At 62.1% G+C, this 14314-nt stretch carries 14 protein-coding genes; 7 read left to right on the top strand and 7 right to left on the bottom strand.

Annotated elements, in window-relative coordinates:
• Positions 1 to 52: 52 nt before the first annotated feature.
• Positions 53 to 1417: a geranylgeranyl reductase family protein gene (locus tag Hrd1104_RS08010; protein WP_154552266.1), complete on the top strand. Its 1365-nt coding sequence runs from the start codon at positions 53 to 55 to the stop codon at positions 1415 to 1417.
• A gap of 144 nt (positions 1418 to 1561) precedes the next feature.
• Here Hrd1104_RS08010 and Hrd1104_RS08005 read toward each other — a convergent pair whose 3' ends face one another.
• Positions 1562 to 2839 (bottom strand): amidohydrolase, encoded by a 1278-nt coding sequence (locus tag Hrd1104_RS08005; RefSeq protein ID WP_154552265.1) that lies wholly within the window; start codon positions 2837 to 2839, stop codon positions 1562 to 1564.
• Positions 2840 to 2897: 58 nt separating this feature from the next.
• A complete protein-coding gene (locus Hrd1104_RS08000) occupies positions 2898 to 3224 on the bottom strand; it encodes an uS10/mL48 family ribosomal protein (RefSeq protein ID WP_154552264.1) in 327 nt (108 codons plus the stop codon).
• A gap of 165 nt (positions 3225 to 3389) precedes the next feature.
• Here Hrd1104_RS08000 and Hrd1104_RS07995 point away from each other — a divergent pair, with 165 nt between their 5' ends.
• The gene (locus Hrd1104_RS07995; protein ID WP_154552263.1) at positions 3390 to 3812 is read left to right on the top strand and encodes a bis(5'-nucleosyl)-tetraphosphatase; all 423 of its coding nucleotides are present in this window, start codon (positions 3390 to 3392) and stop codon (positions 3810 to 3812) included.
• A 65-nt stretch (positions 3813 to 3877) separates the two neighbouring features.
• Positions 3878 to 4924 (top strand): DUF5787 family protein, encoded by a 1047-nt coding sequence (locus Hrd1104_RS07990; protein ID WP_154552262.1) that lies wholly within the window; start codon positions 3878 to 3880, stop codon positions 4922 to 4924.
• A 2-nt stretch (positions 4925 to 4926) separates the two neighbouring features.
• Here the strand turns inward: Hrd1104_RS07990 and Hrd1104_RS07985 are convergent, their stop codons facing one another.
• Both Hrd1104_RS07985 and Hrd1104_RS07980 read right to left on the bottom strand, forming a co-directional pair.
• On the bottom strand, positions 4927 to 5418 hold the full coding sequence (locus tag Hrd1104_RS07985) for a DUF5797 family protein (RefSeq protein ID WP_154552261.1): 492 nt from the start codon (positions 5416 to 5418) through the stop codon (positions 4927 to 4929).
• 53 nt (positions 5419 to 5471) lie between these two features.
• Positions 5472 to 5924 (bottom strand): Mut7-C RNAse domain-containing protein, encoded by a 453-nt coding sequence (locus Hrd1104_RS07980; RefSeq protein ID WP_154552260.1) that lies wholly within the window; start codon positions 5922 to 5924, stop codon positions 5472 to 5474.
• 499 nt (positions 5925 to 6423) lie between these two features.
• Here Hrd1104_RS07980 and Hrd1104_RS07975 point away from each other — a divergent pair, with 499 nt between their 5' ends.
• Positions 6424 to 7506: a galactokinase gene (locus tag Hrd1104_RS07975; RefSeq protein ID WP_154552259.1), complete on the top strand. Its 1083-nt coding sequence runs from the start codon at positions 6424 to 6426 to the stop codon at positions 7504 to 7506.
• A 48-nt stretch (positions 7507 to 7554) separates the two neighbouring features.
• On the opposite strand, the gene Hrd1104_RS07970 is transcribed toward Hrd1104_RS07975, so the two are convergent.
• Positions 7555 to 8502 carry an NAD-dependent epimerase/dehydratase family protein gene (locus Hrd1104_RS07970; protein ID WP_154552258.1) on the bottom strand — a complete coding sequence of 316 codons (948 nt, stop codon included), beginning with the start codon at positions 8500 to 8502 and terminating at the stop codon, positions 7555 to 7557.
• Positions 8503 to 8695: 193 nt separating this feature from the next.
• On the opposite strand from Hrd1104_RS07970, the gene Hrd1104_RS13450 reads away from it, so the two are divergent.
• Positions 8696 to 8818, top strand: a complete 123-nt coding sequence (locus Hrd1104_RS13450) for a hypothetical protein (RefSeq protein ID WP_255470246.1) — start codon at positions 8696 to 8698, stop codon at positions 8816 to 8818.
• A 1-nt stretch (position 8819) separates the two neighbouring features.
• Positions 8820 to 9791, top strand: coding sequence for a galactose-1-phosphate uridylyltransferase (gene galT, locus Hrd1104_RS07965; protein ID WP_154552257.1), 972 nt, complete (start codon positions 8820 to 8822; stop codon positions 9789 to 9791).
• Between the two features lie 633 nt (positions 9792 to 10424).
• Here the strand turns inward: galT and Hrd1104_RS07960 are convergent.
• Together Hrd1104_RS07960 and rdfA are read right to left on the bottom strand one after the other, a co-directional pair.
• Positions 10425 to 11177 (bottom strand): IclR family transcriptional regulator, encoded by a 753-nt coding sequence (locus tag Hrd1104_RS07960; RefSeq protein ID WP_154552256.1) that lies wholly within the window; start codon positions 11175 to 11177, stop codon positions 10425 to 10427.
• Positions 11178 to 11233: 56 nt separating this feature from the next.
• The gene (gene rdfA / locus Hrd1104_RS07955) at positions 11234 to 11863 is read right to left on the bottom strand and encodes a rod-determining factor RdfA (RefSeq protein WP_154552255.1); all 630 of its coding nucleotides are present in this window, start codon (positions 11861 to 11863) and stop codon (positions 11234 to 11236) included.
• 177 nt (positions 11864 to 12040) lie between these two features.
• Here rdfA and Hrd1104_RS07950 point away from each other — a divergent pair, with 177 nt between their 5' ends.
• A complete protein-coding gene (locus Hrd1104_RS07950; protein ID WP_195837560.1) occupies positions 12041 to 13972 on the top strand; it encodes an archaea-specific SMC-related protein in 1932 nt (643 codons plus the stop codon).
• Positions 13973 to 14314: the final 342 nt, after the last annotated feature.

Below are 14314 nucleotides of genomic sequence, written 5' to 3'. Positions count from 1 at the left end.
AACCGGCGGGCAAGCGCAAAGAATTAACCCCGCTCGGTGCTGAGCGAGGGGCATGACCACTACCGAGTACGACGTCGTCGTCGCTGGGGCCGGGACGGCCGGCTGTTATGCCGCGGCGACGGTCGCCAACGCGGGACTAGATGTGGCGATACTCGAACGCAAGCCCGAAGACGAAGCGGGGCACATCGCCTGTGGCGACGCCCTGAAGGGCGCGAGTCAGTTCCCCGAGGCGATTCCGCGCGAACAGATCGAACCGGCGTTTACGAACACTGACATCGATCACGGTCGCTTCGAGATCCCCGACGAAGACACGGTTCTCGAAATTCCGATTCCGGGTGACCTCGCCGTCATCGACCGCTTTGAGTACGGGCGCAGACTCATCGATGGCGCCCAGGATGCAGGCGTAGACATCCACTTCGATACCGTCGTCACGGATGTCCTCCAGAACGGAGCCGTCGAGGGGCTGGAGGCCGTCCAGGACGGCGACGCGAAGACTTACGAGGCCGACGTCGTCATCGACGCCGCCGGGGCGCTGTCGACTCTCCAGGACGAGGCCGATCTGGACGATGGGACCTTCGATACGAACGTCACGTATTCGCAGTTTTGCTCAGCTTACCGTGAGATCGTCGAGGTCGAGGAGCCAGTCGAGTGGGACGATGCGCTGGTGTTCAAGCCGACCGAGCGCTCGGCCGGCTACGTCTGGTATTTCCCGCGGACCGAAACCGAGATCAACGCCGGCCTGGGCTTTCAGATGAACGAGGACCCCATGGAACTCGTCGACGCGCTCAAACGCGACCTTCAGGAACGCGAGGAATTCGAGGGCGCAACCGTCGAGGACAAACTCGGGGCGGCACTCCCGACTCGCCGGCCCTACGACTCGGCGGTCGCGCCCGGCTTCATGGCCGTGGGCGACGCCGCTGGCCACGTCAACCCCACCACTGGCGGGGGTATCGCGGGTGCTGCCTACGCTGGCCAATACGCCGCCGAACAGGCCGTCGAGGCGATCGCGGACGGCGACGTCAGCGAAGCTGCGCTGTGGGAGTACAACGAGCGCGTGATGGATCACTTCGGGGCACGGTACGCTGCTCTGGACGTCTACAACATCTTCACGACCGCCTACGACATCGACGATCTCACGGGCATGCTTGCCGGGCTCCCGGTCAGTGCGCTCTCCGAGGCCCTGTACTCCGGCTCTGCGGATCTCACACTGTCGCTCAAGCTCAAGACGGCCCTGAAGAGCTTCGGTCACTGGGGCACGATCATCGACCTCTATCGAACGAAAGCACACGCCGACGACCTGCTCGACCACTACGAAACGTATCCGGACTCGCCCGACGCGTTCGCTGCGTGGACAGAGCAGCGCGACGCTATTCTCGACCGGGTGTACGCGACGACAGGCGCGGATCCGAAGTACTGAGCGCCGGACCCTTGCAGCCGGCGACGCAACGGACTTTTCTCACGATACCTGCACCGACGTGCCAGTCGAGCATCCTGTCGTCTCCAGTACGTAGACTGACTCCAAGCGAGGGCCAGGGACCGAAGAGGACCCTTGGGATCCGTCTTACGGTCGCTGCTCGGCGATCTGCTCGATCGCCTGCCCCAGGACGTCGATACCGATGCCGATCGACGCCTCGTCGATGTCGAACGTCGCCGTGTGATGCCCGCTGGGGTGGTCGGTCCCGATCCCGACGAACGTCGCTTTCCCACCCTGGTCTTGGACGCGTCGCATGAGGTAAGTCGCGTCCTCGCTCCCACCGAGATCGTCGGATTGAAGCCTGTGTTCGACTCCCGGCACCTCGCCGGCGGCCCCAAACACGAGGTCGCGGATCGCCGCGTCAGGGTCGGCACTCGGTGCGTCGCCAGTCCATTCGAGGTCCACGTCACAGTCGTGCATCGCCGCGGCCGATTCGAGAACGTCCGCCGCGTGTTCACGCATGTAGGCTTTCCCGTCGGTCGTCTCACCGCGGACTTCGCCACGGATGTAGGCGTTCTCGGGGATGACGTTCGAGGCCGATCCCCCGCCGACGTCGCCGGCATTGACTCGCGTCGCGCTATCGCCGTGTCGTGGGATCGCATAGAGGTTCTGGACGGCGGTGGCCATCGCTTGTACCGCGTTCCGACCCCGGTCTGGGTGGCCGCCGGCGTGGGCTGGTTCGCCCGTGAATGTGGCGTCGAAGTTTGCGACGGCGAGGATCCCCTCGACACCGGCGACGATCTCGCCCGTCGGGTGCCCCAGGCCGATGTGGATGGCAAGGAGGTAGTCAACGTCGTCTAGATGACCGCTCTGGGCAACTGCACGCCCACCGCCGATGACTTCTTCGGCGGGCTGGAAAATCACTTTCAGCGTTCCCTCGAAGTCGCTGTCGGCGATCGCTTCGAGGACGCCGACACCGATCGTTGCGTGGGCATCGTGGCCACAGGCGTGCATCGCGTCGTCGTGGTCCGGTCGGAAACCAGCCTCGACGGGATGGTGGCCCGGGTCGGTCGATTCAGTCCGGGGGAGGGCGTCGATATCGACCCGGAGGGCGACTGTCGGCCCCGCCCCGCGTTCGAGGACGGCGATTGCGCCGGTCGTTCCGCCTTGGCACTTCTGGAGTGTCGCGTCGTCGGCGCCGGCCTCGCGTGCACGCTCGCGCCACCGTGCCAGTTCGTCGGCTTCGGGCACGCCGGTACGAGCATCGACGTCGAGTGCTTGGGGGCCGACAAAGAGCTCATCGACGCCGATACGTTCGATCTCTTCACAGAGACGCGCGGTCGTGTAACATTCTCGCCAGGCCGGCTCGGGGTGGCGATGCAGGTCTCGACGGAGCGCACGGAGGTGTTCGCTGGTGTCAGTCATAGCTACGGAAACGAGTAGGGTCCCTAAACACCCCGCGGTTCACCCATCTGGCGGCCCCTCACCGACCGGTGCCACGGCGTTGCTCGATGCTGGCCTCGACGTGGACGCGATCGGGAAACTCCCACCCGGAGACGTCCCGAGCGAACGTTTCGTAGCCGACAATCTCGATCGTCCGGGTAAAGACGGTGTGTCGCCAGGGATCGAAGCGCTCGCCCTCCGCGCTGAGGCGTTTTGACTGTGGCACCGAAATATCCTCGGGGGATTGTGGGTGTGGCCCCTTCAGCTCGACACCCTTGCGGGCGGCCGTCTCCTTGATTTCGGTCACCACGTCCTCGAGGACGTGCCGATCCCCGCTTTCGACCGTCAGCTTCGTCACGAACGGCATAGCGTCACTGGATCGACGGCCGAGACTCAAAAAGCCACGCTTTCGTCGTTCGCCTGCCGAGCCCAGCCCGACGCTGTATCCCCGATCGGACGCGATCGTCGATTCGACGGCAGACCGTTCCGCGCTCCGATATCCTCTTAAGGTCCGCTGAATTATCGTTCGATAATGATCGAGGCCACGAGCGCGGGAGCCATCCTCTTTCGCGATACGCGTGGCCAGCGTGAGTACCTGCTGCTCAAGAGCCGACCGGGGGACTGGGAGTTCCCCAAAGGGGGCGTCGAGGGCGAGGAGGAACTCCAGCAGACGGCCATCCGCGAAGTGAAAGAGGAAGCCGGAATCGAAGATTTCCGGCTCATCGACGGCTTCCGTAAAGACTACGACTACGTCTTCGAGGCGAACGGTGAGACGATCCACAAAACCGTCCACCTGTTCGTCGCCCAATCGTTCGAAGCAAGTGCAGAGCTATCGACCGAGCATCACGACCACCAGTGGCGTGATTACGAACAGGCCAAAAACACCATCACCCAGGATGGACCGCGGGAAATCTTCGAGGTGGCACACGACTTTCTGGACGAGAAAGGGTTCTGAGCCGATCGGCTGCCGGGAGGTAGCGGATCGAAACGCCTTCCAGACCGAGTGTCGTCTCTTCGAGCGTGACTCTGGGCTACGGGGCTGAGTTCGACTTCGAACTCCGGGTCTGTCAGTGGGCCGAGCGTGCCTGGCCGCCCGAGGCCGACCGAAAGCGACCGATACTCGTCGCCCGCCAACTCGGCACGAAGCGCCGTCGCTGGGACACGATCGTGATCGAGTGCGACCCGGACGGCCTCCGCCAGCGCGCCCACTTTGGCGAGCGTGCCCTCGATTCGGATTTGCTTGACGTCGTTCCACACGCCCCTGCCGAGTGGACGTATTACCGCGAGGCACTCCCGGACCCAGGCTATCCCTGGCGGTACGTCCGGGAGGCGATCCACCGGGCAGCCGACCGCGACATTCTGGACACACGAAAGCGCGAGGGGCGCATCGAGATCCGTCGCCAGGCGGTCTACCCGGATTGGGTCGATCGCATCGTCGCTATCGAGAACAAACCGGATCTGGACGCCAGCGCGGCCCGCGATCTCGCTCCGCAACTCCAGCGAGACGTGGCTATGGGGCTGGCCGACGAAGTGTGGGTCGGGACAGCGGCGACTGGCCAACGAGTCGAGCCAGCACTCCTCGAAGATTTCCCGGTCGAGGCCGGAGTTTTGGTTGTCGATCCAGTGGCTGGTGATGCCGATGTCGCCTGGCACCCCCGTTCGCTGGACCCCCAGAGCCCGGGAACGCGCATTCTCGACCGACCAGATGGTGGCGAGCGGGACGCCTCGGCCGCTCGCTTCGAGTACGTCGACCCGGACTGGAACGGTCAAAAGCGCGTCGAGATTGCCGAGCGGGCCTACGAGCGCGGGTGGCGGGCTTACGTCGAGACGATGCGCCCGGACTGTCGGTACTTCGATCTCGACTGGATCCAGTCCGGTCCGATCCCAGTCTGTCAGGCAAAAGAGCGCCCCCAGACCAGCGCGGAGTGTCGCGGTGCCTGCTCGGCGTTCGAACCGGAACCGCCTGCTTGGCGCACGGCAGACTGGCCGCTTTCGGGCGGTCCCGGGACGGCGATCCAACGGGTGCTCGACCGTCGCCGCCGTCGACACCGGCCCGGGCTGGAGTAACGTTACGCTTCGAGAACGTCGACCACGAGTTCGTCCCGTTCGACGGCGAGTCGGAACGTCGGAACCGTGGTGCGCACGCGCTCGAGGATCCCTTTGTCCGTTAGATTCCGGAGAGCCTTCCGGACGTCCTCGACTGCTGGATCGCGACCGGCTGCCCGGAGGGATTGGAGGACGCTGACGACACTTTGGGTGTCCTCGTCGGGGCCGGCAATGACGTCGACGATCGCGGCTTGCAGTTCGGGGACGTGCAGCACCTGGTCGTCGTTCCCGCCTTCGATCAATCCTTCTTCGGCGACGAGATCGGCTGCCTCCGGCGTCGCACAGATGAGACTATCCTCGTCGCGGTAGTAGTAGTCACCGAGTTCGTCTTCGAGCACGCGGTGGACTTCGCTGCCGCTGTCGAGATCCCACCGATCCTGTAGTTCGGCATTTTTCGTCGGCTGGAGGGCCACAACGTCGGCCAGCCGCTGGATAGCGTCCTCGGAGAGGGTCATCGGCGAGGATTCGGGCAGGCGCTATTACTGCCTTCCGCATTTGTCTGGGCGCGCTACAGCTCCCGCAGGGTCGCTGCCACGTCGTCCCAGTGACTGCCTTTCCAGAACTGCTGGCCACAGGATCTACACTGCCAGACGCCTTCTATCGCCGGGTCCGGGACGTCTGCCGGTGTCTCTGTGTCAGAGTCGAGTGCCACAAGCGGGCCGTTACAGCGCCCGCAGTGGGTGGGCGATTCGGCGAGGGTCAGATCGAATCCGGCCTCGTCGAGCTCTCGGAGCTGGGCCGTAACCTCTCGCGATTCCAGGAGGTGACTCCGCTCGGTCTTTGCGGCCAGGGCACGGTCGCGTGTGAGGAGGAGACGATCCTCCTCGCGGGCGATCTTGCGGAGCCGCTCGTCGGCCTCTATGCCACGGTCCAGCGCGTACGCCGCGTCGTACCCACACATCCGCAAGTACGTCCCGAGCTTGCCGAGCATCGCATCCAGCAGGAGCTTATGCGAGGGCATCTGGGTATCCGTCAGTCCGTTTCGACCAAAAGCCTACGCACGGCCGCTGGCCCCGGACGGACTGGGGTGGAAGCACGACGGACGAGCGAGTCTGTATAGTATAAAATCCTACGAATATTTAGAAATATACGAATATTTATGTGATATCGTCGTATTCGAAAAGTACAAAGAAATCAACCATCTCTGCGGACATAACGTCTCGCAAGACCCAAAGTACAAAAATCTCTCCCACTTTTGATTTCAGATCTGCGTATCTTGGGTAATTTGTGTTCTACGTTAGTGCTGTCTATTTCGTACTGTTTCGCGCGTTGTGAGTGCGCTGTATGCAAGCAAGCGCGTGTATAGTGTTGGAGTTACTGTCGTAATCATACTATTTACAGGTATTATTCTTTCTTTATGTTTCTATCGCAGCGAGTGGCTGTTTTCCTGGTCCGTGGTCCCACTCCACGACGCCGCCAGGCTTTTGCAACTGGCCCGAATCTCCGAGAGTGATAGCGTCATGACTAGCGAGCCAACCTACCGGGTTCGGTCACCCGGACGAGTGAATTTGATCGGCGAGCATACCGATTACACGGGCGGCTACGTGATGCCGTTCGCGACAGACTTACATACACAGCTCGAAGCGACACCGAGTTCGGCAGTCGAGGTCGCTTCTGATGCCGTCGAAACGACATACACGTTCGAGACAGATGCTCTCGAACTCGAAGACGACTGGATCGATTACGTCAAAGGCTGCTATGCGATTCTCCAGGCGGAGGGCTACGAACCGGGTGGGTTCACCGGCGAACTCAGCGCCACGTTGCCGCTTGGCTCGGGATTGAGTTCTTCTGCGAGTCTCGAACTGGCAGTCATGGGTTTTCTGAACGAGGCCTACGACCTTGGTCTCTCTCGGGAGCGGATGGCGGTGCTGAGCCAGCGTGTCGAAAACGAGCACGTCGGCATGTCGTGTGGCATCATGGATCAGTTCGCTGTGGCGCTGGGCCAGGACGATCACGCCCTCATGATCGACACCGAGACCCTCGAATACGAGCCAGTGCCTATGCCGGAGGGGATCCGAGTCGTCGTCTTCCATACCGGTGTCTCCCGGGAGTTGGTCGACTCGGCGTACAATCAGCGTCGCGAAACCGTCGAGCGCGCACTGGCGAAGCTGGGTGTCGAGTCCTCGAAGGCCGTCAGCGAGGACGACCTCGACGAACTGTCGGCCCTGGAACGCGACCGTCTGGGCTTTGTCGTCCGGGAGAACAACCGTGTCACACAGGCCAAGGCGGCACTGTCAGACGGCGATCTCGAACAGTTCGGCGAGCTACTGGTCGACGCTCATCGCGATATCGCCGAGCACTACGAAGCCAGCTGTGCGGAACTCGATTACGTCGTCGAACAGGCCCTCGAGGAAGGGGCTTACGGCGCGCGGCTGACTGGTGCCGGTTGGGGCGGGGCGGCCATCGCGCTCGTCGACGACGAGCAAGCGGACGCGTTCGCAGACTCCTTGGCGGCCGCCTATCGTGATCAGTTTCCCGACCTCGATCCGGCGACCTATCTCGTCACGCCCTCGGCCGGTGTCCAACTCGAGCAGGTCGAGTAGGGGAGAGACGCCGTGGGTCGTCGAGACCAGCGGTGGGATCGACGCCGTTCAACTCAAATGCGGCTCGTTCTCGGCCCCGTCGAGGATCTCTTGGACGCCGTTTCGGATGGCTTGATCGCTGGCAGTCGAGGGTTCCCAGCCGAGTGCGGCGAGTTTCTCGATCGAGAGGCGCATCTTCGGAACGTCGCCATCCCAGCCGCGGTCGCCGCCGGTGTACTCGTAGTCGGGGTCGACGCCCATCTCGTCGGCCACGATGTCCGCGATGCGGTTGACCGACGTGGTCGTCCGCGTGCCCAGGTTGTAGGTGTTGACCGGCTGATCGGCGTGTTCGACGACGTAGCACATCGCGTCGATGCACTCTGTGAGGGTCATGTAAGACTTCTCTTGGCGGCCGTTGCCCCGGATCGTGAGCGTCTCGGGGTCCTCCGAGAGCTTGTAGATGAAATCGGGGACGACGCCAGCGCCGTATCGTGGGCCGACGATGTTGGCAAACCGGAAGTTCCAGACCGTGAAGTCGTGGCTGTGGGCGTACACCGACAGCAGTGATTCTTCGGACAACTTCGCCGCGCCGTACTCACTGATGGGTTCGAGTGGGGCGTAATCCTCTGGGGTCGGGCGGGGGGCTTCCCCGTAGACCGTCGACGAGGAGGTAAAGGCAATATGCTCGACACCGACTGCCGCCATGCGTTCGAGCAGGTTGTAGGTCATTTCGCCGTTCGTCTCGAACTGTTCGCGCGGTTGCGCGGCGTTGACGTATTTATCGGCCGCGAGGTGGAAGACGATGTCTGTCTGTTCGTCGATCGCTTTGGCGACGACCCCTTCATTGGTGAGATCGCCCTCGATGAACGTTGCGTCATCCGGGACTGATGCTTCGATCCCGTTCGAGAGGTCGTCGACGACGACGACGTCGTTGTCCGTGACGAGTCGCCTGGCCAGCGCCGACCCGATGAGCCCGGCACCACCAGTGACGAGGATCCGCTTATCGGTCAATTCCATAGCAGACAATGACACGGTAGCTCTCAAAACAGTTCCGGTGCGGTCTGCCAGTGTCGTGATCTAGCCCATCGACTTGCGTTGGCTGCCGAGGCACCGACCGCATCGCCGGTCTGGTGGCAGGACCGGTGGTGGTCTTCGTCGAACAGTCCGGTACTATTATGATGGTTCACACAGAGATTGGAGTCGTATTCCAATGGACAGTCACAAGACCACGAACCACAACGACCGGTACGTCGTGTTCTACGAGTTCGACGACGAGGGCACCACTCGGTCAGAGTCGGCCACGGCCGGGACCGAATCCGAGGAGGACGATTGACGTGACCGAACGCCGTTGGGATCCGACCTTACAGGAGTGGGTCATCACTGCAACTCACCGTCAGGAACGGACGTTCAAACCGCCGGAAAATTACTGTCCGTTCTGTCCGACCGCCGAGGACGCCGCGTATCCGACGGCCATCCCCGAGCCCGAGTACGACATGGCTGTCGTCGAAAATGGCTTCCCGTCCCTCCAGCCCGACCCGCCCGAGCCCGCCGTCGAGGGGACCGATCTCGCGCCGGTCGAGCCCGCAAACGGCCAGTGTGAGGTCGTCCTGTTTACCGCCGAGCACGACGGCCAGCTGTCCACCGAACCCACCGAGCGGTTCGTCAATCTGGTCCAGCTCTGGCGTGATCGCTACGAGACTCTCGGGGCTGTCGAGGACCACGAGTACGTCTACATCTTCGAGAACAAGGGCGAGGAAGTCGGCGTGACGCTCCATCATCCACACGGCCAGATCTACGCCTACCCGTTCGTCCCGCCGAAAGTCCGTCGGGAACTGGACAACTCGGCCGACCATCACGACGAGACCGGCCGGTGTCTGTTCTGTGACGTCATCGCCTCCGAACGCGAGGACGGGCGACGCATCGTCGCTCAGAACGACTCCTTTACCGCTGTCGTGCCGTTTCACGCCCGCTGGACCTACGAAGTCCACGTCTACGCCAACGAGCACGTCCCGTCGATGGCTGACTTCACAGATCAGCACGAACGGGACCTCGGGGCCGTGCTGAAAGAACTGCAGGTCAGCTACGACGCGCTGTTCGGCTTCGAGATGCCCTACATCATGGCGACCCACCAGCAGCCGACGACCGGCGAAGGCGCGGCGTACGCCCACTTCCACATGGAGTTTTACCCACCCTACCGCACTGAACACAAGCTCAAGTATCCCGCCGGCAGCGAACGCGGTGGTGGGGCGTACATCAACAACAAACTCGCCGAGGAAGCCGCGGCTGAACTCCGGGACGTGAACTGATCGAGCGAGCACCTGTCTGTCGATATCGCCCCACATTCGTCCAGATAGATTGTCTCTCGTTTCGGTCCTCGTCGGATCATCCGCCAGCCGTTCGCTGACCTCGAACGGATATCCAGGGACAGAGGGCTCTCGTCTTCGTCTTTCTCTTTTCGTTTGCTGACTGCAAACAGTGGTTCGCGGCGAACAGCCCACCCATCGACTCGGTGTCGTCTACGCCCCTGACGTATGCTTTGTGGAACCGATCTATCTCGTCTGATCTCACTGGGCCAAAAATGCATATGCAGCCTGGCGCGATCGCCGGGGCTGATTCAACTATTTACGTCCATATGGATGTAAAACATCTCGTGGCACGTCACCAGCGCCGGTTGTGACCGATCACCGCTTCGATCGAGCCGTCTGCCAAGACCACCGACCCACTGATTTCGGGGGGTCGAAATCCCGTCCCTGGAACTCGTCTCACCCTTTCGCGTCTTCGTCTCCGCGGTCGGATTGCTCGATCAGTGCCGCCACCTCCACGTGAGTTCGCCGAGCAGCGCGTCGATGTCGTGTCCGCCCTTGGTCAGACGGATCACTGCCAGCGATCAGTGGCTGCTCGCTGTGGTGTGCATCCAGGCCGGTCGAGTGTGTCGGCACTCAGTCGGTCATGGTGTTTTCGAGCGACTTCGAGGCGCTGACGATGAGGCTCGCGTCCGCTTCGAGAGTCCCGCCGAGGAGTTCTTCGGTGCCACTCGTGACGACGACCGACCCTCGGGGATAGCCCCCGGAGTCGACGATCGGTGCCGCGACACACTCGACGGCCGGATCGTATTCGCCATCGTCACGGGCGAGTCGCTGCTGGCGCACGTCCCCAAGCGCTGCACGGAGGGCTTGGGGATCGGTCAGCGTCGCCTCGGTGTAGGCTTCCAGATCGCCTTCAAGTACCGAGTCACACTCCGAGTCGGGTAAGTACGCGAGAATCGCCTTCCCGCCGGCAGTCGCGTGCAACGGGAGCGAGTCACCGTCCCCAAAAGGCTGTACTGAGGCCGTGGCGGGGGCCTTCGAATAGACGACTGCTGCAGTGCCGCTCTCGTAGATCACGAGCGTGACGACGTGCCCGATCGAGGCTGCGAGGTCGTCGATGATCGAGCGAACCTGTTCCGGCATCAGTCGATCCCGGACGTCGGTCCCGAGCGTCCAGAAGCCGAGACCGAGCCGATACGTGCCGTCGTCCTCGACCAGATAGCCGAGATCGGCGAGGGTGTGGACGTGCTTGTGAATGCCGCCTTTCGAGCGATCGAGGTGCCGTGCCAGTTCACTGATTCCAGCGCCATCGAGTTCGGCGATCGCCTCGACGATCGCGAAACTCGTCCGGGCAGTTTTGACGCCTGTGTCGTCCGCTCGTGTCATGCGTTGCCCAACGGCTCACGGGTACATATGCTGTTCGCCCGAAGTGAACGATCAACTCACTCTCGGGGACGTGATTCGTCGTCCCTACAGGCACAGCCTCCAGCGTCTAGTAGGTCCCGAACGGCGTAGGAGCGACCACAGTCTTCGCAGGTAATCCGCGCCCTAACGCTCGTTGTCGGCTCGCCAACCGCGATCAGTCCCGCGTTCTGGAGTCGCTCAATTGTCTCTGCAATCACGTTCTCCGAGCGTGTTCTGGTCCACTCGATCGTATCGATGGCGTCCGATTCAGTGATCGACGTCTCCCGGCTCGTATCGACGGACAGACACTCGTTGAGGTGGCTCTTGATCGTCGCGTGGGATACCCAGTCGTCGGTGACTGCTTCGACGTCGACGCCGGCCTGTTCCAGTCTCGTCTTGACCCTGACGCGTTCTGTGTCCGTCGCTTCCGTGCTGCCATCGAGGACGTCAAACAGCGCATCGACACCGCGGTCGCTGGAGACGAGCGTCGACGTGTCCCCGCCAGCCCGCTCGAGTGCCGTCCGGAGGATTCGCTTGTTGAGGACTGTCGCTAAGGCACGCAAACTCGTTCCTGCGTCGTGGCGACTCTGTAGGTCGGTATCCAGATCCGAGAGATCGTAGCGTTCGGCGACGCGACCGACCTTACACGAGCACGGAGACTCAGCCATCGATAGTCACCTCAGCGGTCAGCGAGAGCACATACATTGGCCGTACGTACCGGGTCCGCGGACATGATACTATCGGAGCCTACGGTCGATCGACGTCAATCACTGACCAGTGTCGCCTGTGGAATCTACCCACACTACCGATGGGAATTTATAGGACGTCTCCTAACTTTCCGATCAATGGTCCACTCAGCTACCGATACGGATATGGCGGCCGATGCTATCACTGTCTCCGTCGAGAACGTCGGTGGGATCGAGCAGACAGACGTGACGATCGATCCCGGCGTGACTGTTCTTCGCGGTCGCAATGCGACCAACCGGACGTCGTTCCTTTCGGCGGTCGACAGTGCTCTTGGCGGGACGGCTGGCTCGATCAAGACAGATGCCGACACTGGGTCGGTGGCCCTTCAGATCGGTGACCAACGGTACGAGCGGACCTTCCGGCGAGACGGTGAAGACGTCCACGTAGACGGGGAGCCGTACGTTGCCGACGGTTCACTGGTCGAGACGTTCGTCACGTTGCTCGAAAACAATCCGGCGCGACGAGCAGTCGAACGGGGTGGGGACCTCCGCGAGATCATCATGCGTCCGATCGACACGGACGAGATCGAACGCCGCATCGAGTCCTTACAGCGGGAAAAACGGCAACTCGACGACCGGATCGATCGGGTCGGTGAGCGGAAAGACGAACTGCCGGCCCTGGAGGATCGGCGACAATCCCTCCAGGCGGACGTCGAGTCGATCGACGACGAGATCGCCACGCTTCGGACGGAGATCGACGCCTACGAGGCCGATCACGAAACGGCGGCCGAGGCCGATTCACTCGTCGAAGAACTCGACGAGGCCCGACAAGAGCACAACCGCGTCGAAAACGAGATCGAGGTCGTCGAAGCCGAGATCGAGTCACTGGAAGGGGAACTGGCGGAACTCACCGGCACAGACGAGGGCGTCGAGTACACTGACGAGGATCTCGAGCAGGTCAAAGAGGATCTCGCCGTCGCGCGTGAACGGCGTCGACAGCTCGAAGAGACGATCAACGCACTGTTTACGATCGTCGAATTCAACCAGGACCTACTCGACGGGTCACTGGAACTGCCTGGCATCGAACCCACCGACAGTGATCCGACCAGCGAACTGGCACCGGACGACGAACGTGATTTGGTCTGTTGGACGTGTGGGAGTCCTGTCACTCGCAACGACGTCGATGTTCGGCTCGATTCGCTTCGAGCGGTCATCGAACAAAAGCGCGCCGAGCGGACAGACGTGACGTCACGCGTCGAGACGCTCGAAGACGAACGGGAGACGATCGAAACGACGCTCGACGAACAAGACCGGATCGAACGTGAGCGCTCGTCGCTGCGCAAGCGACTCAACCAGCGGCGTGAGCGTCGGTCCACACTCGAATCGCGACAGTCGGAACTCGCCGACACCATCGCAGATCTCGAACGCGAAGTTGCAGACACACAGCAACTCCGGGACGACGATCTACTGGAGATGTACGAACGGCTCAGCGACTTACAGTACGAACGGGGCCAACTCAATCAGCAACTCGAAGACGTTACCGACGACATCGAGTCGATCCAGGCGTTACCGGCTGTGGCAGATCTGAACGAACAACGGTCGGAGTTGCGCGACCAGATCGCCGAGCAGCGTGCCCGTATCGATCGCCTCGAACAGCGGGCCGTCGAGACGTTCAACCAGCACATGGACGAGCTACTCGACGTCCTGGGGTACGATAACATTACTCGTGTCTGGATCGAGAAGCGCTCGTCCCAGGCTAGCCCAGCTGCCGATAGCAGTTTCAACCTACACGTTATTCGGGAGTCGGCCGACGGCGTTGGGTACGAGGAGACGATCGACAATCTGAGCGAAAGCGAGCGCGAACTGATCGGGCTCGTCTTCGCCCTCGCTGGGTATCTCACCCACGAAGTCTACGAGGACGTCCCGTTCATCCTTCTCGACTCCTTGGAAGCGATCGACGCCGAGCGAACGTCGAAACTCGTCGATCATTTCTCGGAGTACGTCGATGTCTTGCTCGTCGCCTTGCTTCCCGAGGATGCCCAGGCGGTGGCCGACCGTCACGACCGGATCCCGGCGGAGGCCCTCCAGTAGCCCACTACGGACCGGATTCTCGACGACTTCCCCAGCCTGAGAGCCCCTGATTCGTGTGTCGGGAATTTGGTATTACAAACGTACGCTTGTTACGTTGGTCGCTCGACCCGACCCGTTCACTGACTGGAAACGATACGCTCCGTATGACGGTTCGTCGTCTTCGGATACTCCTCGTTCGTTCACGATGTGGAAACGAATTCGGACCAGCTCGCTTTGGACGTCTGGCCCAGTCTTCGTGCCGACCGTCGTCGACGCGATGGGTACTCCAGTGCGTACCTCGCCCGATGGGCGACATCTCTGACCGGTCTGCAGAGTACGTCTTGGCGCTGGTGGTGAGGCCCA

It is taken from the genome of Halorhabdus sp. CBA1104, assembly GCF_009690625.1.
GTDB lineage: Archaea > Halobacteriota > Halobacteria > Halobacteriales > Haloarculaceae > Halorhabdus.
The sequence above is the reverse complement of the archived record's forward strand: the minus strand, read 5'-3'. Positions and strand labels throughout refer to the sequence as shown.